This is a genomic window from Paenibacillus farraposensis, from assembly GCF_020736845.1.
GTDB classification, from domain to species: Bacteria; Bacillota; Bacilli; order Paenibacillales; family Paenibacillaceae; genus Paenibacillus; species Paenibacillus farraposensis.
Genome location: NZ_JAFFQR010000079.1, coordinates 151,990 through 173,823, shown reverse-complemented (window position 1 = coordinate 173,823; position 21,834 = coordinate 151,990). Strand labels below are relative to the sequence as shown.

23 protein-coding genes and 4 pseudogenes are annotated in these 21,834 nt (G+C 47.0%); 4 read left to right on the top strand and 23 right to left on the bottom strand.

What is annotated here, in order from left to right; all coding sequences use genetic code 11:
- Window positions 1-410: 410 nt before the first annotated feature.
- From JO375_RS13470 to JO375_RS13400, 15 genes and pseudogenes are all read right to left on the bottom strand, one after another.
- The gene (locus JO375_RS13470; RefSeq protein ID WP_229524953.1) at window positions 411-1,289 is read right to left on the bottom strand and encodes a nucleotidyltransferase-like protein; all 879 of its coding nucleotides are present in this window, start codon (window positions 1,287-1,289) and stop codon (window positions 411-413) included.
- Window positions 1,290-1,400: 111 nt separating this feature from the next.
- Complete coding sequence (locus JO375_RS13465; RefSeq protein ID WP_229524952.1) at window positions 1,401-3,119, bottom strand: glycosyl hydrolase family 18 protein; 1,719 nt, start codon at window positions 3,117-3,119, stop codon at window positions 1,401-1,403.
- A 154-nt stretch (window positions 3,120-3,273) separates the two neighbouring features.
- Window positions 3,274-3,705, bottom strand: a complete 432-nt coding sequence (gene perR, locus JO375_RS13460) for a peroxide-responsive transcriptional repressor PerR (protein ID WP_229524951.1) — start codon at window positions 3,703-3,705, stop codon at window positions 3,274-3,276.
- Between the two features lie 105 nt (window positions 3,706-3,810).
- Window positions 3,811-5,211 (bottom strand): DUF4097 family beta strand repeat-containing protein, encoded by a 1,401-nt coding sequence (locus tag JO375_RS13455; RefSeq protein ID WP_229524950.1) that lies wholly within the window; start codon window positions 5,209-5,211, stop codon window positions 3,811-3,813.
- A gap of 7 nt (window positions 5,212-5,218) precedes the next feature.
- On the bottom strand, window positions 5,219-5,848 hold the full coding sequence (locus JO375_RS13450) for a hypothetical protein (RefSeq protein ID WP_229524949.1): 630 nt from the start codon (window positions 5,846-5,848) through the stop codon (window positions 5,219-5,221).
- Between the two features lie 106 nt (window positions 5,849-5,954).
- Window positions 5,955-6,667, bottom strand: a pseudogene (locus JO375_RS13445) (MgtC/SapB family protein).
- A gap of 44 nt (window positions 6,668-6,711) precedes the next feature.
- Window positions 6,712-7,173 (bottom strand): GNAT family N-acetyltransferase, encoded by a 462-nt coding sequence (locus tag JO375_RS13440; RefSeq protein ID WP_229524948.1) that lies wholly within the window; start codon window positions 7,171-7,173, stop codon window positions 6,712-6,714.
- A 131-nt stretch (window positions 7,174-7,304) separates the two neighbouring features.
- Window positions 7,305-8,750, bottom strand: coding sequence for an Asp-tRNA(Asn)/Glu-tRNA(Gln) amidotransferase subunit GatB (gatB, locus tag JO375_RS13435; RefSeq protein WP_229524947.1), 1,446 nt, complete (start codon window positions 8,748-8,750; stop codon window positions 7,305-7,307).
- Between the two features lie 26 nt (window positions 8,751-8,776).
- A complete protein-coding gene (gene gatA, locus JO375_RS13430; protein WP_229524946.1) occupies window positions 8,777-10,234 on the bottom strand; it encodes an Asp-tRNA(Asn)/Glu-tRNA(Gln) amidotransferase subunit GatA in 1,458 nt (485 codons plus the stop codon).
- Between the two features lie 27 nt (window positions 10,235-10,261).
- The gene (gatC, locus tag JO375_RS13425) at window positions 10,262-10,549 is read right to left on the bottom strand and encodes an Asp-tRNA(Asn)/Glu-tRNA(Gln) amidotransferase subunit GatC (protein WP_229524945.1); all 288 of its coding nucleotides are present in this window, start codon (window positions 10,547-10,549) and stop codon (window positions 10,262-10,264) included.
- A gap of 245 nt (window positions 10,550-10,794) precedes the next feature.
- Window positions 10,795-11,181, bottom strand: coding sequence for an ATPase (locus JO375_RS13420; protein WP_229524944.1), 387 nt, complete (start codon window positions 11,179-11,181; stop codon window positions 10,795-10,797).
- 79 nt (window positions 11,182-11,260) lie between these two features.
- Window positions 11,261-11,470, bottom strand: a complete 210-nt coding sequence (locus JO375_RS13415) for a hypothetical protein (protein ID WP_229524943.1) — start codon at window positions 11,468-11,470, stop codon at window positions 11,261-11,263.
- A 240-nt stretch (window positions 11,471-11,710) separates the two neighbouring features.
- A complete protein-coding gene (locus tag JO375_RS13410; RefSeq protein WP_229524962.1) occupies window positions 11,711-12,340 on the bottom strand; it encodes an MBL fold metallo-hydrolase in 630 nt (209 codons plus the stop codon).
- Between the two features lie 3 nt (window positions 12,341-12,343).
- Window positions 12,344-12,913, bottom strand: a complete 570-nt coding sequence (locus JO375_RS13405; protein ID WP_229524942.1) for a thioredoxin family protein — start codon at window positions 12,911-12,913, stop codon at window positions 12,344-12,346.
- A gap of 1 nt (window position 12,914) precedes the next feature.
- Window positions 12,915-13,529 (bottom strand): DedA family protein, encoded by a 615-nt coding sequence (locus JO375_RS13400; RefSeq protein WP_229524941.1) that lies wholly within the window; start codon window positions 13,527-13,529, stop codon window positions 12,915-12,917.
- Window positions 13,530-13,695: 166 nt separating this feature from the next.
- On the opposite strand from JO375_RS13400, the gene JO375_RS13395 reads away from it, so the two are divergent.
- Window positions 13,696-14,019: a dehydrogenase gene (locus JO375_RS13395; protein WP_229524940.1), complete on the top strand. Its 324-nt coding sequence runs from the start codon at window positions 13,696-13,698 to the stop codon at window positions 14,017-14,019.
- Between the two features lie 123 nt (window positions 14,020-14,142).
- Here JO375_RS13395 and JO375_RS13390 read toward each other — a convergent pair whose 3' ends face one another.
- Together JO375_RS13390 and JO375_RS13385 are read right to left on the bottom strand one after the other, a co-directional pair.
- The gene (locus JO375_RS13390; RefSeq protein WP_229524939.1) at window positions 14,143-15,357 is read right to left on the bottom strand and encodes a class I SAM-dependent methyltransferase; all 1,215 of its coding nucleotides are present in this window, start codon (window positions 15,355-15,357) and stop codon (window positions 14,143-14,145) included.
- Complete coding sequence (locus tag JO375_RS13385; protein ID WP_229524938.1) at window positions 15,344-16,000, bottom strand: DUF6483 family protein; 657 nt, start codon at window positions 15,998-16,000, stop codon at window positions 15,344-15,346. Before JO375_RS13385 ends, JO375_RS13390 begins: the two co-directional genes overlap by 14 nt.
- Before the next feature lie 269 nt (window positions 16,001-16,269).
- On the opposite strand from JO375_RS13385, the gene JO375_RS13380 reads away from it, so the two are divergent.
- The gene (locus JO375_RS13380) at window positions 16,270-16,836 is read left to right on the top strand and encodes a pyridoxamine 5'-phosphate oxidase family protein (protein ID WP_229524937.1); all 567 of its coding nucleotides are present in this window, start codon (window positions 16,270-16,272) and stop codon (window positions 16,834-16,836) included.
- 154 nt (window positions 16,837-16,990) lie between these two features.
- Here JO375_RS13380 and JO375_RS13375 read toward each other — a convergent pair.
- Together JO375_RS13375 and yyaC are read right to left on the bottom strand one after the other, a co-directional pair.
- A pseudogene (locus JO375_RS13375) lies at window positions 16,991-17,200 on the bottom strand (alpha/beta fold hydrolase); the annotation flags it as partial.
- Between the two features lie 46 nt (window positions 17,201-17,246).
- Window positions 17,247-17,837: a spore protease YyaC gene (gene yyaC / locus JO375_RS13370; RefSeq protein ID WP_229524935.1), complete on the bottom strand. Its 591-nt coding sequence runs from the start codon at window positions 17,835-17,837 to the stop codon at window positions 17,247-17,249.
- Window positions 17,838-17,957: 120 nt separating this feature from the next.
- Here yyaC and JO375_RS13365 point away from each other — a divergent pair, with 120 nt between their 5' ends.
- Together JO375_RS13365 and JO375_RS13360 are read left to right on the top strand one after the other, a co-directional pair.
- The gene (locus tag JO375_RS13365; RefSeq protein ID WP_229524934.1) at window positions 17,958-18,185 is read left to right on the top strand and encodes a DUF1128 domain-containing protein; all 228 of its coding nucleotides are present in this window, start codon (window positions 17,958-17,960) and stop codon (window positions 18,183-18,185) included.
- Window positions 18,186-18,619: 434 nt separating this feature from the next.
- Window positions 18,620-18,757: a hypothetical protein gene (locus tag JO375_RS13360; RefSeq protein ID WP_229524933.1), complete on the top strand. Its 138-nt coding sequence runs from the start codon at window positions 18,620-18,622 to the stop codon at window positions 18,755-18,757.
- Window positions 18,758-18,857: 100 nt separating this feature from the next.
- Here JO375_RS13360 and JO375_RS13355 read toward each other — a convergent pair.
- The 4 genes and pseudogenes from JO375_RS13355 to JO375_RS13340 all read right to left on the bottom strand — a co-directional run.
- Window positions 18,858-19,397 (bottom strand): annotated as a pseudogene (locus JO375_RS13355) (sigma-70 family RNA polymerase sigma factor); the annotation flags it as partial.
- Window positions 19,398-19,435: 38 nt separating this feature from the next.
- Window positions 19,436-19,623, bottom strand: a pseudogene (locus JO375_RS13350) (ATP-binding protein); the annotation flags it as partial.
- A gap of 66 nt (window positions 19,624-19,689) precedes the next feature.
- Window positions 19,690-20,211, bottom strand: a complete 522-nt coding sequence (locus JO375_RS13345) for a DUF948 domain-containing protein (RefSeq protein ID WP_229524932.1) — start codon at window positions 20,209-20,211, stop codon at window positions 19,690-19,692.
- 300 nt (window positions 20,212-20,511) lie between these two features.
- Window positions 20,512-21,684: a C40 family peptidase gene (locus tag JO375_RS13340; RefSeq protein WP_229524931.1), complete on the bottom strand. Its 1,173-nt coding sequence runs from the start codon at window positions 21,682-21,684 to the stop codon at window positions 20,512-20,514.
- Window positions 21,685-21,834: the final 150 nt, after the last annotated feature.

Here is a 21,834-nt window from a genome sequence, read left to right as displayed (position 1 = left end):
TATAAATCTCATATTGGATTTTGCGAACAAAATCCGTACTCACTCGTTGTTCAGTTTTCAAAGATCAAACATTCATTAACGTCTTGCTTTTGCTCTTACTTTGTTTCACCACCGCGTTTCAGCGGCGACTTAAATAATATAACACATAACCTCATTTTTCGTCAAGCATTTTTTCAAATTAATTTTTTAGGTTAATTTTTCGCTTGATGCAACATGTTTATCCTGTTGTAAACAATTATAAATTATTCATGCCGCTTAATGGGGCGAGTTATAACTTAACATATCATTTATATACTCGTCAACCAAAATTAAAATGTATATCATTTAAACTACGTGTAACTTTATCTATATATAAAAAGAAAGAAAAGTCAGCTTGATGACCTTTCTTTCTGACATTCTACTCTTGCCCATTAAATAAGGGAATAACGCAATTCACGATTATGTCCGCGGTCCTTAAAATCCCCAGCGGCTGATTCTTTAATAAGTGAACGGTACACCAGTTTGCGGAGCACGACGGTAAGATCCAGTTGAAGATTTTTTAGCTCAGGATGATTCATGAGTTCATCTATTGACCAAGGCTCCTGTCTGCTTCCTAATATACGAAAAAGCAGGGAAGAGCACTCTTCCATTTTTGACATGACTGAAAATTCGCAAGCAAGCAGTACCAGTTCAATCCGCTGCTCCATCGTTTCCGTACTTAGTGTAAGCTCGTTATACAGCTTATAGACCGTCCGATCCAATGGCTGTACCTGATACCATAAATGTACCTTCGGATAAATACCCCGCTCAATAAGTTCAATCGACGTCCAATGATCTAACGCCTTTAAGACTCTTTGATACGCGTCAATGGTTCGACCTTCCCGCATCGCCCTTTTTCCATGAACGTAATTGACCAGAAAGCGGGAAAACTCGTGAAACCTTTTCTGCTCCCGTAATGGATCATTAAATTCAACAATTTCCTGTTTTAGAAGACGGACTCTGTCATCCCGCTCCCAAACGATACGGCCTTCCAGCAAGTAATCTATAACGTTGGCTTGTTCACCAACGATAATCCAGCCCTTCAGACAATCAAGTGTTGCATATAATACCTGACATCTTAATCCATTCATAAGTAAATGCTGTATAAACCGGGCAGGTTTTTGGTCTTCTCCGATAATTAGAATGAGTTCATCAAAGTCGTACAACATCTCTCCGAGAAAATACTCTCCAGGCTTCCTGTACGAAATAGCTCCTATTGAATCTTGCTGCAACAATTCATTATACATCAGGCTTAATTTGGTTTGCTGCACTTCTCCCTCCATATCTGCAAAGCGGCTTAGGTTCAACCGCTAAATTTGGATATACGTGAACACTTCTACATAAAGAAGCAACTTCCTTCTTCAATTGTATAATTTTTATGCTTAATTATTTATTTTTTTTAAAGTTTCCCATGCGCTTGCAGCTGCGAAGTTCCGATTCCATACACCTATCCCTCCAAGTTTCAGGGATTTGGCAAGTTCCACTCTGGCCATCAGGGATACCCGATCCTCCAGCCAAATCTTTTTGGCCACACCGTCTTCAGTGTATTCCACATAGTTTTGGCCTTCGGAAGCTCTGAATCGGGGCTTTAACTTAAATTTCTCTATTATGGCCGCTGCTGACTCCATGCCAAGTGATTTGGAGGTAACCTTTGTTTTCCCTTTTTCAGGAGTCTCGGACCATACGCGGGTATATAAAGGAATCCCTAGCACTACTTTTTGTGGCGGGACCTCGTCCTCCTGCAGAATTTGCTTCATTGACGTTTCCACCCACGGCAGCGAGGCGACAGAACCTGCCTCTGGACTGGCAGCCCAATGTTCATCATATGCCATCACCATGAGGTAATCCGTAATATTCCCCAACGATTTTCGATCCAAAAAAGCAGACCACATCTCACTTTGAGATTTGGGCGTAACATCAACGGACAATATTAAATCATGCGCTCGAGCCATGGGCTTAAGCTCTCGCAAAAATTGAGTGACATTAGGCCCGTCCTTTGTATGAACATTCTCAAAATCAATGTTAATACCGTCCAGATCATATTCCTGGGCAAACGAAATCATCTGATCCACAATCGATTTGCGCCGTTCGAAGGTGGATAGTGCTTCTGTCGTTATTTCGGGATTAAAGCTGTTGCTCAGCAAGCCCCATACCTCCATCCCCTTGCGATGCGCCCAGCGGACATAAGCCGGATCTGCCTTGCTTTCAACGGTACCCTCGTAATCAACAACACTGAACCAAGTAGGACTTACCGCATTAACCCCGGGCATAGGATCAAATTTAGAAGGATCAGGCTTACGATTGTACACAGCCTCCCAAGCGAGGTTAACCGGTCTACCTTTCCAATGCTTCTCGGAGATGGACAAGTTGTCCTTAACTGAAGGCACCGCAAGCTCTCCCGACGCTAAAACATTATCCGCTTTAACGTATCCTGCATAGCCATTATCCAATTGAACAAAATACCAATCACCCTGTTTGGACCAAATGCGCACCTTTGTCTGCTGAGGCATATCTGTCAAAATAAAAGATAGGGTCGAGGCTTCTTCGCGTAATGCAATTTTAGCATCCTGTTGCCCATCCTTCTTTTCAATGGTTCCCAGCTTAACCTTCTCCCCGGCCCTCATTAGGATAACTGCACCTGTCACCGGATCTTCGTGAACGGACACACCATACACTTCACGGACGGCTTGTATAGGGATGTACACCTCTCCATTAATCACCTGAGGGGTAGCGGAGAGCGTATAGGCTTGGCCGTTCAGTTCTCCTTGCGCCTTCGCAACGCTCATATGGAGCAAGTATTGTTTTGTCGCCAAAATGATGGTTTGGCTGTCATCCTCATACCGAACTGTAGAATCAATTTGACTTTGCACCAATTTAAGCGGTATCAGCATGTTCTTGCCAGCATTCTGGGCTTCATAGCCGGTTAACTTGCCCTGGATAAAAACAGGACGCACACTGCCCTGCCAATCGGGTTTCTCATGCAAGGGATTACCATACCTTACGACAGTAATTGCGCAGATGATCGCTGCGAGCAATAGCAAGCCTGCCGTCCCTTTGAAGCGCGAACGCTTACGGCGGCGTCTGGAATGATTTCTGGCCAATATTGAACCTCCATTATAGAATCTTCGATTACTCTAAAAAGTGCTTTAAACAAAAAAACGCGGTAAATCCCCGCTAATGGGGAATTCCTCACGTTTCCAATCCCTTACAATATATGCATAGCTCATCAAAAAAAAACTTCTGCTCTTTGCTTCGTTACGAATGTTTGTGATTACAATCTTTGCATACTCCGTATAACTCCATTCGATGTCCACTTACCTCAAAGCCTGTCTCCAACGCGGCATGGCGTTCCACATCAGTCAAATACGGATAACTAAAATCTTCAATCTTCCCGCATTTTTCGCAAATGATATGATAGTGCTCTGAAACATTAGCATCGTAGCGACTGGCGTTATCTCCGTAGGTCAACTCATGTACCATACCCGCTTCTATAAACATCTTCAAGTTATTATAAACCGTAGCCACACTCATGCTTGGAAACTTGGACTCGAGTGCGCGATATATTTCATCTGCAGTCGGATGTCCCATAGATTCCATCAAATAGTTCAATATGGCATGGCGCTGGGGTGTTATGCGTACACCTGTCTTCTTCAGAAGTTCCAAAGCATGCTGGACGCCTGCTGCCATATATGTCCACCGCCTTATCCCTTACTTACGATCCTCCATGTATAAATCATCTATTTAACGCCATTTTAGACCTAATCATATTGTACGGTCTATCCAAGTTTCTTGTCAACGCGCCGCAGCATCGACAGATGTTTCTGTGGAGACGGCTGCAACGGGAGCTTTCGTTTCATCGAGAGAGCTTTTAATTAAATTAGGCACTGTCGGTTGCCCGGATTCATTCAAGTCAGGCAAAGACGGCATCTGCAACTTATTAATCATCAAATTACTGTTGCCCTCTACGTTGATCGTGTATTTTCCAGTCCCGTTTTGGCCTGAAATCCTTTTGCTTTCTATCTTAAAAGGAAAGTCGGTCTGGAGGTTGCCATAACTGCTAGAACCCTCTAACTGGAAATCTCCATTCGACGGAAGCCCCAATACAATATCACCAACAGCACTGTATATTTGCCAATCTCCGCCTACCTGCCTGCTATGCACCTTGATCGTACCATTAAGCGAATTGGCATTGAGCTTGGCTGTAAAGTCCAATGCATTGATGTTCCCATTTTGAGTATCGGCTGTGATATCCCCTTTTGTGCGTGCGAGCCCAATATCGCCTACCGCCGTGTACAGTGCTACGGCACCATCAATATCTCCCGTCTGCATGTCGCCGCGGTTTGTTCTCATATCCACGTCTCCGGTAATCCGATGCAATTTGACCTGACCGTTCAGGGTCGTCCCTTTGACGTTGCCGATAGCATCATTGACGATGAGATTCCCGTTGCCGGTCTCAAGCCGGATGCTGTTGATGGCATCTACTCCGTTCAGAGTAATATTCCCGTTAGACGTTCTGATCTGCAAATTGAACCGCCGGTCCTCCGGTACTGTAATCAGCATATTCATACGGGGTTGACGTTTGCTAGATGCTCCATATGACTGTACCTCCGGACGAATCTGAATGATCTTGCCGTCGGTAGAAGTCAGGGAAGAAGCCTGGGCAATCTTGTCCGCTTGGGCAGCAGGCGCTTGGTCCACCCACAAAGTCCCACGAACCTCTACGTTGGATACAGGCCGCCTGATCAGCGTTATATCCCCATTAACCGAATCCACCACCAAATCAGACGTCTGCATGGTTACGGGCACCAGCACACCACCCATATCATATCGATTCTCTTTGGCCTGGCTAAAATCCATAGAGGCTGACGTCAGGTTAAGACTGACCCTGTTCCACAGGTACATATAATGATTTTGCTGGGTCACAATAAAAACGGAAATGGCCACTACCAAAGCAGACATGATTCCTTTCAGATCAGGTCTGAAACGCCGACCATTGTCGGACTTTCCTTTTTTGCGGTACACACCAAAAAAAATAAGATACTCCAGTCCCCAAAGCACGAAAATTACGGGCCACCACACCAGAAGCTGAAGCATATATTCTGTATTTTGGAACACATCTACGATAAGCAGAACACCTACAGCTATCAACAAAAGAGAAGCAGTGTAGCGCCCGACTCTTATTTTGCGGTGCACGCCAGCTTCACCCTCTTTCCTTCAACTTTTTCCGCTTTATGGACAGGACCATTTCCCGCAGAAAAATACATAAACCCATCAGTATTAACAAAATGGCCAGCGTCAGGAATCCATAATCCTCAAAGAAAATGCCCAGCCAGCGAGGCTTCATGCGGAACAGAATCATAAGTCCGCTACCTGCAACCAGCAGTACAGCAAAAGCCAAGCCTCTCTCCCATTCATAAAAAGGACTGCTTTGGTGACCTCTAGCATCCATTCGTGAATAACGATCCGGCTTGCGGCGGTAATGAACCATGTAATCCGCTGATTGTAAAACGTCGTACACATTGTAAAAATACAAAACAGGGATGAACAATCCCAGCAAAATAAGCAACGGGATGTTGATCATCAAACCGTCAGAGGAAACATACAGCATCGCAAAAATATCCAGCAGGAGCAATACAATAAATGTAAGTCCCCTAATAAACAAGCCCAAAAATAGATGCCCCAGCCCAGGTAACAATACGGCTATGATAATGGCAATCCCTTTGCGAAATTTGGCGTATTGTATACGCCTACCCCGTGGGGACTGTTCCCGGTGCTTTGGCTCTTGCAGTCGCCCGGCCTCTTCAGACGGCAACGGTTGTTCCGAGTTCATGCCATCCTCCCCTTTGAATTCATACATACTCCGTTGAAAAAGACTTTGATGGTTAAATAGTACCCCAATCAGATTCAAGGGTAACTGAAAAAAATGGGGAACCCCCTCATTCTACGGAAACTGCCGCTACATCTTCCCACTGTCGCAACTCAGCCGCAATACGTACTGGATCAAAATCACTGCTGGACAATACTTCCAGAAAAATCTCTATAGTTTGCCGATTTGAGTGCACTTCATGAAGAGGAACATGCTCATGTTCTTTAATCGTTATTTTGCGTATTTCAATTTTTCCTTGCTCTAAATAAGCCGAAATTTGCTCCAGCAATCCATGAGAGGACAATCCGGTCAATGTAATCAGGTGACGTTCGCGTCCACGCATATACAGCAGTTCGACTTATTAAATACCCTTAAATTTAAAAGCACAAGCACTGTCGCTGCAATAGACGGAAAATAAAAGCCCGCTCCAACACCAAGGCCAATCGCTGCCACGACCCAAATGGAAGCGGCTGTTGTTAAGCCGGTGATGGCTTTGCCAGTAAACAAGATTGTCCCTGCGCCCAAAAAGCCTACGCCAGTAATCACCGCTGCAGCCAAACGGGCTGGACCTACGCGGACATTGGCTTCTTTAATAAAATCAACAAAACCATAAATGGAGAGCAGCATAATCAGTGTTGAACCCAGGCTGACCATAATGTGGGTTCTCAAACCGGCAGCGTGATTGGAGCGTTCACGTTCAAAGCCAATAAATCCACCGAGAAGCATGGATAGTAAAAGCCGTAAAATGATATGTGAATCATCGATAATCCACGGATTATTCACTCAAATCCCTCCTCCCGGTTATGTCGTACTCCCCTCTATCAACATCATTTCACGTTATGGAAATGGTAGGTGGTTAATTCCACGCCCGGGGCGACCTCAGCCGCCGACACAGGACGAAAGCCGTGCTTTTGATAGAGTGCTGTTGCGGGAGCATTCAAAGTTCCTGTGGAAACGATAAACAGCGATATATTACGGTATTCATTCAAAACATGCTTCATCAAGGAGTCGGCAATTCCCTTGCGAAAATGGCCGGGATGAACCATCATACGTGTGAGGGTAAGCGAATCAGGCGACTCCGCCTTCACAGCCAGCGCTCCTAACAGTTCGCCGTCCTCCATCCACCCGTAAAAGGACTCTCCACAGCTTTTTAGCGTATCAAATGTATCCATCAGGGGCGGAATTTCAGCAAATCCAATTCGTTCCGCTTCCAGCCTGTAGGCAACGTGCTGAAGACGCCATATTTGGCCCACGATATCGTCGTCTTTCAATGAACATATAGTGACCATCCTGTTTTCCTCCTAAAGAAAACTCGTAATATGCATCACGCTTCAAAACCTCGTTCCTGTCCAACCGTTCCCAGCCTCTATGCAAAAAGGGACCTGTCCAAAAAGACAAGCCCTCTGTCAAATCTATGCCATTAGCGGTTTAACACTTCAGTCAGCAATTTATTGGCGAGGCCAGGGTTGGCTTTCCCCTTGCTCTCCTTCATCACTTGACCGACCAGGAAGCCGATGGCCTTTTGCTTGCCGGCTTTGTAGTCCTCAACCGATTGCGGGTTGGCTGCTACAACCTGTTCAACGATTGTCATGACCGCGCCCTCATCACTGATTTGCACAAGCCCTTTTTCTTCAACAATTTGCTGAGGCAGCTTATCACTCTCCAGCATTTCCTTGAAGACCGTTTTAGCAATTTTGCTGTTGATCGTTCCCTTTTCCAGCAGTCCGATCATTTCGCCCAGGCCTCGCCCTGTCAACTTAACCTGGGACAGTTCCACACTCGCGCTGTTCAAATAGCCCAGCAAATCCCCCATAATCCAGTTGGATACCGCTTTGGCATCCTTGGTGTATTGAAGGCTATCCTCGAACAAGTCAGCGAGTGGCTTGGAGGACGTAATTACTTGTGCATCATACTCAGGCAATCCATATTCCGAAGTGTAGCGAGCTTTACGCTGGTCAGGCAGTTCAGGAATCGATGCACGAATGCGCTCTTTCCATTCCTCATCGATATACAATGTAACGAGATCCGGGTCCGGGAAATAACGATAGTCATGCGCCTCTTCCTTGCCGCGCATGGACAGCGTTTTGCCTTGAGCCTCATCCCAGCGGCGAGTCTCCTGTACAATGGTTCCGCCTTCCTCCAACGTTTGCTCCTGCCGGAACTGCTCATACTCTAGTCCGCGCTGTACGCCGCGAAAAGAGTTCATGTTTTTCAGCTCCGCTTTGGTTCCCAGCTCTTGTTGTCCACGTGGACGAAGGCTGATATTAGCGTCACAGCGAAGCGAGCCTTCCTCCATCTTCACATCGGATACTTCACAATACTGCATGATGGCGCGTATTTTTTCCAAATAAGCCTTCGCTTCTTCCGGCGAAGAGATGTCCGGCTCCGACACGATTTCGACCAATGGCGTACCGACCCGGTTAAAATCAACCAACGACGCATAGCCGCCATCCACATGGGTTAATTTACCGGCGTCCTCTTCCAAATGCAGTCGGGTAATGCCAATACGCTTGGTCTCACCGTTCACCTCGATATCAATCCAGCCGTTCTCGCCAATCGGCTGATCGTATTGCGAGATTTGGTAAGCCTTCGGCGAATCGGGATAAAAGTAATTTTTGCGGTCAAATTTGCTCACGTCAGCAATGGTGCAATTGAGCGCCATCGCTGCTTTCATCGCATAATCGACAGCCTGCCGGTTCAATACCGGCAACACGCCTGGATGTCCAAGACATACTGGACATGTATGTGAGTTTGGCGGCGCTCCGAAGGATGTAGAGCATCCACAAAATATTTTAGACTTCGTATGCAATTCCACATGGACTTCAAGTCCAATGACCGTCTCATATTTGGATGTAGTTGTAGACATGAATAGTTTCCCTCCTTTTCGCTAAATTACAGCTGCGGACGCTGCTTGTGAAATTCGGTATGTTGTTCAAATGCATGCGCTACACGCAGCACTGAAGACTCGTCAAAAGCTTTGCCGATGATTTGCAGTCCAACCGGAAGTCCATCTGCAAGCCCACAAGGAATACTAATGGCTGGCACCCCTGCCAAGCTCACCGGAACCGTTAAAATATCATTCAAATACATTGTCAATGGATCACCCACCTGTGAACCGATTTTGAAAGCTGTTGTCGGCGCGGTAGGTCCGATAATGACATCATATTGCTCAAATACGCGGTCAAAATCCTGTTTAATCAGTGTACGCACCTTTTGAGCCTTCAGGTAGTAGGCATCATAGTAGCCGGAACTGAGTGCATAGGTTCCAAGCATAATCCGACGCTTCACCTCAGGGCCGAAGCCCTGCGTACGGGACTGATGATACAGATCCAGCAGGTTGTCCGGATTGTCAGAACGCACACCATAGCGAACGCCGTCAAAACGGGCCAGGTTCGATGACGCCTCGGACGAAGCCAGCAGATAGTATGTAGCTACCGCATATTCCGTGTGCGGCAAAGATACCTCTTCCCATACCGCGCCCAGTCCTTCCAGCGTTTTCAAGGCATCGAGCACTTTTTCCTTGACCTGCGGATCGACGCCCTCACCAAGATATTCTTTAGGGACAGCAATGCGAAGTCCTTTTACATCCCCTGTCAAAGCGTTCAAATAATCAGGAACGTCAACCTTTGCAGAAGTGGAGTCCTTCTGATCGTAGCCTGCAATCGCCTGCAGGACAAACGCCGAATCCTCGACATTTTTGGTAATCGGTCCAATTTGATCCAGAGAGGAAGCAAAGGCCACCAGGCCATAACGTGATACCAGACCGTAGGTTGGCTTCAAACCAACTACGCCGCAATAAGAAGCGGGCTGACGAATGGAACCGCCAGTATCAGAGCCAAGGGTAAAATAAGCCTCGCCCGCTGCTACAGCCGCTGCCGAGCCGCCACTGGAACCGCCAGGTACACGTTCCAGATCCCACGGGTTACGTGCCGGGAAAAAGCTGGAGTTCTCGTTAGAGCCGCCCATGGCGAATTCATCCATGTTCATTTTACCGAGCGTCACGGTTTGTGCTGCTCTTAATTTGTCGACAACCGTGGCATTATACACCGGATTAAAATTTTTCAAAAACTGACTTCCGCATGTTGTGAGCAGCCCTTCTGTCACGATATTATCCTTAATACCAACCGGCAGGCCAAACAACAGCCCGCGTTCCTGTCCCGAAACCAACTGATCATCCAGTTGACGTGCGGATGCACGGGCCTGCTCCTCGTCAACGGTAATGTAAGCCTTGATCTTCTCTTCCCGCGCATCAATCATCTCCAGAGCGTGTCCCACCAAATCACTCACAGAAATTTCCTTTTGATGCAGCTTGTTATGTATTTCCGGCAATGTATTATTGAACAAGCTCAATTCGCATCCTCCTTTCAAATGTACACTCTATTCCAAAACAGCAGGAACTTTAAACTGTCCGTCTTCTTCTTCAGGCGCATTGCGCATAACCTGCTCCTGTGTCAAACTGTCGCGAACTTCGTCGTCCCGCATGACATTGCTGACGTGCAGTACGTGAGTGGTCGGTTTTACCTGCTCCGTATCAAGCTCGTTCAGCTTCTCCGCATAATGGAGAATTGCGTTCAATTGCCCTGCCATCGTTTCTTCCTCGGCTGCGGTCAGATTCAACCGCGACAGCCTGGCTACGTGACGGACATCCTCCGTTGAAATGTTCATACAAAAACCTCCTCATGTGTATTAAAAAATATTGCACCGAACTTGAAATAACGCTTTTAATTATAGGATAGAACCTTTTACAATTCAATCTTTGACGCGGTACAGAAGCAAACTGTAGGTCAATGAGGTCAATACCGCTAAAGAGATATAAAAAAAGCACCTCTCGGTGCCTTTCGAGAAAACTATAGGAACAAAAGATCGTGCTGTTCTATATTCTTAAAAAGAGTTGGCAGCAGCAGCCCCCCTTATATCCAAGCACGCAAATTAACTTGTTTGATAAAATCAGCCTGTGACAACAACTCTGCCGCGATTTCTTCTTCCTCAGCCTCTATCGAATCAAGACCGCCGTTCATAACATGCTTGAACAGCTCCTCATTATGAGTAGCAAGGGCGTAATCTATCAGCGCTTCGCGCTCAATCCGCTCGGCTTCCAGCTTAAGAATATTTTCTTCCAGCTCGATGTCCCCGGATGGTACAAAAAAGTTGCGATTCACCTTCGGGACGCGAATGATATAGTCAAAAGCATTGTCCGCATTACGGTCGTAAGCAATGATATAACCGTGTTCGCCCACAGGAAGATTCTGCTCAAAAGCATCCGCGACGATCATAATTCTAGCTCCTAAATGATGCATCGATAGCCCCCCGTTTGTCTGAACTTATCTGCTAAGTCTACTAAAAAAAAGGTAGCTTGTCTATATCATCTATGTATCTTCAAAATCGGCCGTCTCCACGCTCCAGTCTGCGTTCTTTTAGCCTGGTATGCCATTTTTGTGTAAGGGCGCAGGCCGGCCTTGTTGCCTGCTTCCAGGTTATGATCCTCGGCTCGGAGCCTATTACGAAAGCTTCATCTTCTATTATTTTTGAATAACGGAGGCTGTCTCCATTTTCACGTTGCAGTTTATATTTATATTTTCTCTTCATTATTGCTCCCTCCTTGTAATCTAACGGCCTCATGTCATTTTATCCTCTTCATAGGCAAAAAAAGAACGCAAACCGGGATTCATCCACAGCTTGCGTGCTTCGCGAGTTTAGTATGTAACTTCAATAAATTTATGTTAACAAAAATAAAAACCTTTGTCTAGACATAGTTTTTAATTTGTTGTCGAAGAGGGGCAAAAGCTGTCGGGTCTCGGTTCTGCCCCATTAATGTATCCATACCTTTTACCGGATGTATGGATTATTGGCTTTTTCATAACCGATAGATGTTTTCGGTCCATGACCGGAATACACAGTAACGTCATCTCCAAGCAGGAACAATTTGTTTTGAATAGAATCGTACAAATCCCGTTCCCGGCCACCAGGCAGGTCCGTGCGTCCGACACCCTGACGGAATAGTACATCCCCGGAGAAGAGGTCCTTGCCACACAAAAAGCTCACGCTGCCAGGTGAGTGCCCCGGCGTATGAAGCACCTTGAATGTGTGCCCGATCAGGTCCAGTTGCTGGCCTTCCGCCAAATCATATTCGGCAGGTGCCGTCGAGATCGGTGGGGACACCTCCGGCCACATCAAGGAGCCGTTCAGCTTAGGCGTTGTGAGCCAATCCTGCTCCAAGGGATGCAGGTAAACCGGGCACCCTTTGGCATTGCGAATCTCCTCTACGCCGCCGATATGGTCAAAATGGGCATGCGTCAGCAAAATCGCCTCAATGGCGAGCGGTTCAATCGCTCTCAGCAGTGGCCCCGGATTCATCCCCGGATCAATAATAACGGCACGCTGCGGATCATCCCCTTGAAGCAAATAGGCATTCGTTTGGAGTTGTCCGAGATTAAAGCTGCGAATAGATAACGTCATCATTTAAAATCCCGAGATCAGCTCGCGCAATTCCTGAACAATTACAGGATGAGCCTCGGTTCCCTCCCCATATTTTTCAGCCATCTGTTTGCGGGCCACCGCAATTTTTTCTTGATAATCATCCGCTTCCCGATCCGGATTTTCACGTTTGAACTCGATCATAATTTGTTGGACATGGGCAGGACGTGGTCCCCAGTGACCCAGTACGTGCCCTCCTGTATCGGCAAAAATCACAATCGGTACTGCACGTCCGCCCATGGTCAGGAAGTCGTCCATCAACGCCTGGTGATTTTCCAGAATCAATACTTCGGTTGGAATGCCGCTATTCTCCAGTGCACGGAATACAACCGGCACATTGCGTACCACATCGCCGCACCAGTCGGCAGCCAAAATAAGCACACGCAGATCATCCCGATGGTTCAAGCTGTCAAAAAACTCCTGATCCTCTTTACGGCTCCATACAAACTGATCGTACCAGGAGCGGAAAGCTTCCTTGTTCTTCTCCATTCCCTCCATAAACTGCTCGGGGCTCAAGCCCGTACCAAAATACTGCGATACATTCGTTTGGCTCATGTCATGCACTCCCTTTTTTGTTTTTGGCAATAATCCATTTGATGACAAAATAAATGATCAAGAGCGCCAGGGCAACCAGCAGAATCGGTTTGACGTAAGGTGCAGCCACTTCATCGATTTGCTCCCACTTGTCTCCCAGCACCATACCTAAATAAATAAACAGAACAGACCAGGGTATAATCGCCAGCGTCGTCAAAATAATAAAGCGCCATACGTTCATTCGAGCGAGGCCGGCAGGGATTGAGATCGCGTGACGCACAACAGGGATAAAGCGAGCTGTGAAAATGACCCCTGTACCGTATTTGTTGAACCAAGCCTCAGCGTGGTCCACATGACTCTTTTTGATAAGTATGTATTTGCCGTACTTATCCAATACCGGCCTGCCGCCATAACGTCCAATCCAATAAATAAACAGCTGAGCCAGCACCCCGCCAGTGGTTCCAAACAAGACCGCACCTAAAAAATTAATATGACCCGAAGACACCAAAAAACCACCGTACGCGAGCACAATTTCACTCGGAATGACTTCAACCATCAGCCCAAGCATAATCCCGAAATATCCAAGACTACGGATGATCTCAAACAAATAATTAATGATACTAGATATGTAATCCATCTCTCTGCCAACTCCCCGCCTTTTTCGCTCTATTTCTATCAGCTTATCACAGCTTCTATCAGTTTATCACAGCGGCTGAACAAGTCGCCACTTCACTCATGCAGGGGCGCCAGTGACCCCTGACCTTCTGTCCGCATAAGCTGAACAAGAGAGGAGGGGGTACGATATGCCTCCCGGCAAATTCCCCAAACATGACAATCCACAATCCCGTTTGCCAACCGCCCGTGGAATTCGGCGCGCCTGCAGCAAGGAGCTGTACCGCGCCCGCAAGCGTTTGCCCGTCCACATTACTCCCGAACTGGTCAAGCAGGGTGAGGAGCTATACTGTCGCAAGGTTGTAGGACACCTGATCTGGATAGCAGATAACCGAAGCAACCGCAAGCTGTTATGCGACTGGTGGGACGAAGATGTCAGCGAGGAACTCGCGGCATTATGGAATGTGGATCGCGGCACCCTGTGCGCCGCATTTAGAAGCGCCTATGGCGGATAGAAGCTTTGCAGCTATAAAACTTATGGAGCAATGGGAACACCTGTAATGGCAAATAGTAAATCGTAAACTGTAAGCTACAAAAAAAGTGGAGCCCCAATGTGTGGCCCCACTTTTACTATATTTCTAACGGTGTGTCTTCGTCTTCCCTGCACCCTCGGGAAGCAAATCCGCACAAGCATGCTCCAAATAAGGATCGGCATGAATAAAATCGCGAAATGCCGTATATTCACGCCATAGGGCTGACCTCTCTCCCGTCTGGCCTTTGACGGCACGAATCAAAATATTTTTAGGTGTGTGCTCCATGTCGATAAATTCCAGCAGCTGTGTCCGATACCCCATCATATCCAGCAGCTTGGCCCGGATTCCATCTGTGGCCAGCGCAGAAAAACGCTCCTTCAAAATACCGTGGGAAAGCAGTGGTTCCAGCACCGGATTTTGCAGCTGGCCAAACAGCTCATGCTGACAGCACGGAACCGACAAGATGACGGACGCTCCCCAGCGCACGGCCTTCTCCAGCGCCGCATCCGTTGCTGTATCACAGGCATGCAAGGTAACGACCATATCCACCTGCTCCAGTTCGTTATAGTCCGCGATATCACCGACCATGAACTCCAGCTGGCGGTATTGCAGCTTTTGAGCCAGAAGGTTACAGGTTTCAATGACATCTGCCTTCAAGTCCAGACCGACGATCTGTAAAGGTCTCTTTTGCTGAATAGCTAAATAATGATACAAGGCAAAGGTCAAATACGATTTGCCACAGCCAAAATCGACAATCGTCAAAGGACGTCCTACGGGCAGGTTAGGCAGTACATCCTGCACCATTTCAAGGAAACGGTTGATTTGGCGGAACTTATCGTACTTGCGGGCCAGCACCTTACCGTCCTCATTCATAATCCCCAATTCAATCAGGAACGGGATGCGCTCCCCTTCTTCCAGCACGTATTGCTTTCTGCGATTATGAGACAGGTCGGCTTTACTTTTACTCGGTGATTTGGTCAAAATGGATACTTTATATTTTTTGCTGATCAACACCTGATAGTCCGCATTTTTGGCACATAAAAGCCCTTGCCGGAACGTATCCTCAAACAGCGCCGTCATGCGCTCATAGGCTTCGTCAGGGGTCAGATTCTCATGAATAACTTTGTTGCTGTAATGAAAAGCAAACTGGTAATGCAGCTTGTTTTTCAATTCCACAGGCTTGATGTGCACTTTAGTAAAAGAAGTCTCCTCCCGTTTGCGCAGCTGGCTTAGCGTCGCCGTTATCAGAGAGCCTCCTGTGGTCAATTTGTATATAAGCTCACGCAGTGAATCCAAAAGGTACATCTCACTTTCTTCCATGTAATTGGGTAATCTCAGCCAAACCCTCGGTGACTTCCTGGCGTGAAATTCCACCCCGCTCCAGTTCCGAATCGGTCTTGTCCAGCAGTTGACGGTAAAATGACTCTGCTTCCGATCGCAGCTCCGGCTGCTCCCATGCCAGCCCGAACCAAACATCGGCGGCTTTGTCCAGCCCGCCCTCCCGCTCATAATAAGCAGCCAGCAGCTTGCCAGTTTCAGAGGGCAGCTCGTATTCCTGCAACAAATTAACGATACACGCAATCCGTTCAGGCAGATCCTGCAGTTCACGAGCCGCACCTTGTGAATCGCTGTATAAATATAGATGGAGGGACTTCATCAAAATCCGGATTCCCTCATCCGTTCTGCCGGTTTCCCTGTAAATTACAGCTTCCTCTTCCAAAATACGAGCGACCTGCTGAAGCTTGTCTGCTTCAATTCCAGGACCCAGGCGGAAGAGTTCAATAATTTGTTCCGGCGGCAATCGTCTAAGCAAATCTGAACGCAGACGAAACTGCTTATTGAGCAGATCATCTAGTTGATTCAGCGCTTCGACGTGTTTATTTTCACGTCTTAGTCCGAGTACGGTTGCTACGGCGGTTGTCAATTCTTCCATCATGCTGAGCAAGTAATCTTTTCTTAGCAAGCCGTTCCCTTCCTTTCATCCCGATGTCTAGACAAGCAGAACCCTGTTCCTTCTGATTGTATGACATCCTTGTCCAAAAGCCAAATACCACCCATACGGCAATCGCAAAAATAATGGTTGATCCTCTGTCGGCATTATGTTATTTTTGTTTCATATGAAACAAAAATAAATCGATATAATAAGCTACTAACCCACACTTATATCTTAATATTTATTTTCCATTGAAACAAAATATTCGATTATCATCTACCAGGAAAGGATGATTAAGCATGGCTAATCGATTTAGCTCAATATTACCGGAATATCAAGAATTTATACAGCGGCAGCACGTTTTCTTTGTAGGATCAGCACCGCTATCCCAGGAGGGACACGTCAATCTTTCCCCCAAGGGTTATGATTCCTTTCGCATTCTGTCGGATCAGAAGGTAGCCTATCTCGACTTGGCGGGAAGCACCAACGAGACAAGCGCCCACATTGTAGAGAATGGACGGGTAACCCTCATGTTCTGTGCATTTGAGGGCGCGCCTAGTGTATTAAAGCTCTACGGAACTGGCAAAGTCGTGCTGCCTGATACCCATCAATGGGATGAGCTGTACCCGCTTTTCAATCCGCTCCCCGGAGCTAGACAAATCATTGTTGTGGACGTTCACATGGTGCAGAATTCATGTGGTTTTGCGGTTCCCTTTATGACATACACGAGCGAACGTAAAAAGCTGAAGGAAGTCGCGATTCAGATGGGGGAAGAAGCGCTTAAAAAGTATGCTTATGAGAAAAATTTGGAGAGTATTGACGGGTTGCCGACAGCGTTTGCCTTGAACAAAAGCAAAATGGATTAGATGTTTTACACGCTATCCAGCGGGACACAACAAACCTGAAAGAAATAAAATATACCGGATGAGTAGAGTGTCACACCGAAAACAACGGGCTGCACAAAAAAAACGGATACCCTCTGATTATGGTGTCAGAGAGTTCCGGTTATTGCATTTTTCTTCAAGCTTGCTTCTTCAAATTTTGTTCCAAAAATGACGAAATGGCACCCGCTAATAATTTCGGTGCTTCGAACAGGCTCATGTGCCCAGCCTTCGGTATAGTAACCTGAGTTACCCCCGTACGATCCGATGTAAACATCCGGGCTGGAGGGACGGCCTGATCCTGCTCACCCGCTACTAAAAGGACGGGCAAAGCGGAAGCCGACAGTACTCATGTGAACCCTTCCCTCTCGATGTATATATTATTAAGCAGACCATCAATATCTGAAACGATACCCCCTTGGGGAATCCTGCTTATCCGAGCTTAGGCCAAATTGAGAAGCCGCTGTGTTAGCAATATGCGCAGCCATCGTCATGACGAGGTGAAGCGACGTCATTTGCAAGGTCCAATAGGGCTTGGGACTGCGCTCGTTCACAATCGCTGCGACGCTATAATGTCCGACAGATGGAAGAGCCAGTCCAACGGATCGGGCCGGAGTCAGCGGCTCACGGGCAACAAGATACATCCCTGTCGAGCCCTGCTGTCCAAGACAAGCGTCTATGGCGATGACATGATGGTCCTGAGGAATGCGCTGCAGATACGGAACCAGATGTTCCGCGTCACACGGCTCTGTCATTGTGCCAATCACGTGTGGAAATCCCTGCTCCTTGAGCATGGTGCCAACCAGCGGTCCCAGCGAGTCACCCGACGATCGATCCGTACCGATACAAACAAAGGTTAATTGATCTATAGCATGCTGATCATGAATTTCCCGAAAGAACCGGGCGAGCCCTTCACGGTCTGTTTTCTCTACATGATCTGTTAAGGGGGAGCGACCGGGTGCGGAAGCTCGATTATGCAAAGACACCGTTGTCCATCCTCCTTGGTTCAGTTGTTTATCGGTATTCCGGCTTTCAGTACATTCTACAACAAAAACATGATACAATACAGGCAACTTCCCCTGTTATGAAAGGATGGAACATAAACAATGGATTTGTCTGTACCGTCTCATGCCAACATTGAGCATATGATCGAAGGTATTAAAACCAAGCTGCGTATGGCGAGTGGAGCGGCGATGCAAGCCTCCGCTTTTTCGCTGGAGCAATATGAGGACATCCATGATGTCTACGAAATGGTGATAAACAAGCCTAACCTGAGTATTTCAGAGGTTGAAGCCGTTGTCTCTGAGCTGGGCAGATTGCGTAAGCCCTCCTGATCAGGCCTGTACGGCAGGCTGCTTGATTGACTAACGACCTGCCCTTTCGGAGTAACACAGATCACGATCATGCGCGGTCCTCGTAAATAAAGCTCGTATTTCTGTTCGCATTAACAGTTGCGCAGCGGAAATACGAGCTTTATTTTTTGGGTCAAGCAGCCTGCACCTCCATGGTTCACTTTCCTACGACACTGCGGGTGGCTATCTTGCAGGAATCATATGTCTGATATTTAACGTTCCTGTCGTCTACTGGCAAGCGTGCCAGCAGTTTTCCCCTCCTTCATCCACTCCACGGCTATAAACGAACCCGGGATTGATTTTTGTTTCATTCAAGGTCAAGGGCGTTTATATACGAAGTAAGCAAAACAAAGCAGTACTCGAAGCTAGAGCTGCCTAATATATATATTTTTTCTCATTAAGGGGAGTGATACGACATGAGCAACATGGATCAACAAAATACGGCAGGTCATACTTCAAGCTTTGCAAAGAGGCTATTCATCGGAGGTTTAATCGGTGCTGCGGTAGCCCAGGCAGCGAAGGATACGGAAAAACAATTAAATGCCACATCCTGATAGCCCAGCGTTCTGTGCACAACAGGAATAGATGCCAAACATCGAACAGCCAGCATGCAAGAAGCTGGTGTTTTTGCAAGCCATACATTCCGCTGTTTTCTCATAAGATCGAGGAATTGGACATCATCTGCTTTAGCTTTTCAGTTGCTCGCTTCTGGATGCGGGAAACGCTCATTTGCGATACGCCCAAGGTTTGCGCAATCGCACGTTGAGATTGACCGTCCTGAAATGCGAGAAGGAGCACTTTCTGTTCCTGCTCTTTCAGTTGGCTTATAGCCTGCTGCAAATCCATCCGTTTTTCAACTGTGTCATAATCATCGGCATCCGAGCTAATCAGCTCACCTAATGTAGCTGCGCTCTCTTCCTGGGATAAAGAGTCTAGTGAAACATAATGACAGCACTCGCGGCCCGCAAGCACCTCAATCGTTTCTTCCATGGTCAAATCCAAATATTCCGCAATCTCGTTCACGTTCGGTGAACGCTCCATTATGACGGTCAGTTCGTCGATGGCATGCTGAACGAGCGCTCCCTTTTCCTTAATGCGGCGGGGAACCTGAATATACCATGATTTGTCACGCAAATAATTTTTCATATGTCCAAGCATGCTTTTCATCGCATACGGTTCAAAGGGGATACCCAAACGGCTCATACTTGCGGATCATGTTACTTCCACGACTCCCCCTCATGACTGTATGCATACAGGACCGAGTTATTACAGGCTTCCGATACTACACTTTCATGTCTTCAATATCCTCATAAGAAAATCCCATTTTTGCGGCAATACCGTATAAATTTAATCTTACAATATCAACAAAATCAGCAGTTGCGGGCAAAGAAAGGGAATGAGTAACGCAACCACCTTTAATAAAGTCTTCAACATAAACCTCACCCTTTCAATGAAATTTCCTTTAGTTTACGGTTCAGCCACCGGGCTACTGGCGCAATTTCTGCCACAAGTTGGCGGCGATGTCCATATAATCCAACCACTTTTTAGCTGATTTCGCCGCAGGCTCCTCGCAGGTCGCATTGTAGCCCTGAACCGTTCGCTTTGTTGCGGTTAAAGGCGCGTTCGGTGCCACTGATCTGACCGCATTGTCGGTTCTGGACGCCTGATCCCCAGCATCATGCGATTTTTGCAGGCGGGTCATTAACGCAGTAGAAGCCTGCTTGGCCGCCAGTGTTACTTCACTGAGCACTTCACCCAGGTTTTTAACGGATTCCATTATAGGCCCCACTTGCTTTAGTTTATGGTCAACGTCTGCTGTGATGTCACTCGCATGCCGAACCGTTTGCTTGACTTCATAACTCAGTTCATCAACTGTTTTTTGTACATCCTGCAAGGTTTGCGTCACCTTATCCAAAGAACCTTGTGCTGCTTTGAGTGTTTTAATAAGAAAAATGACGAGAACAGCAAATGCGATAGCAATAATAAAAATGCTGACCTGTGTTAACATGACGTAACCTCTCTTTCATCCTTCACGATGATGTTCATGATTACTGCATAGTTACCCTTAACGTCCTGACACGAAACAGCGTCCAAACCTGTCTTTTCCCGCTTCAGACGCTATGTTCTACGGAATAGAAAGCACGCCTCATTATATACAAAAAAAGGAGGATACAGAACATGCTGAAATGGTATTATGGGAGAGAAACAGGCTTCATCGAGCTAAAATGAAAAAAGGATGCTCCCACCCTTATCACAGGGGCGTGGAACATCCTTTTATTGATGGAGCTTTTATACCATTAGCTTTGTTTTATTGGACCACGCTGCCTCCAAACAGGAAACGGTCCTGCCAGGCTTTGCCGAAATCCGTCACTTTCACACCACCAGCCGCTACAGAAAACGTATGAAGAAGCTTATTGCCTCCCAAATATACAGCAACGTGTGTGATCGTTTGAGAGGAATTATCCAGGGACGTGTACGTCTCGGAAGATGCATTATAATTCGTAAAGAAGAGCAGATCGCCACGCTTGAGCGTAGTCATGTCAGTATTCGGCTGACTGTGCTGTTTGATCCACTCACCCTGTGAACGAGAATCTGCCGGAAGCTGGATACCTGCAGCCTCACGGAAAATTTGCCGGGTAAATGCCGAGCAATCAAAAGTAGTCGTACTATTACGGTCAGAACCATATTCATATGGGGTTCCAAGATAAGTCATGCCTGTGTTAATAACCTGTTCTATTGCAGCCGCTGCGTCGCCGGAAGGCAAGCCAATTACTGACGAAGTTGACGTTGCAGCAGGTACAACAGTAGTTTTAGGAGCAGGTGCCTCTGAATCATTCACAGGCTGCTGTACGACAACACCCTCGCCAATGCGAATATATTGCGGAGACGAGCTGACATAGCCTACCACACCATCAGCAGTGGTAACCTTGAACCAATAAGCGCTGTTGGGATCGGTAATTGTGACGACATCCCCTGTATTCAAATAGCCCAAAATCTCGGAAGAAGTGGATGCCCCCGCCCGCAAACGAACAGACGTTTGAATCGTAGCTTTCGTTTGACCGGCCGAACTATTCACTGAGACCGGGGTTCCTTTAGTCAAAGCACTGCTTTTATTAGATTCCGCGGCTTCCGGTTTACGGCTGTCAGTCGGGATGACAGTAGCAGCAGCGCTGGTGGCAGCGCTAACTTTTATGTACTTGTCTGAGCTGCTCGTATATCCGGTTACTCCATTAGAAGTCTTGATCTTATACCAATAGCTGTTTGTTTTCTCTAATACCGTTACAGCCTCTCCCTGCTTCATAAAACTGACTACATCCCCCGTCGTCGAAGGATTGGCTCTGAGCTTTACAGCCGATTGAATAACCGCCTTCTGTCCTGTGGATGCTGTCGATGCCGCTGCATCAACCTGACCCGGGGCCACATGAATTGCTGCTAATAGCGCGGCTGACGTCATGAGCATTCCCATCACGCGTATTCTCAATGTTGCACCTCCTGGCTGTTTTTATGAATTTGAAGAGCATGTCAATTCCGACCCATACAGCCGGACATGCCTTCATTATAGTAAAATCAGCAGGAAGGGAGATATAATCCAAATGTCACAAAAGAGAAGGTATAAACCATATCGACTTAG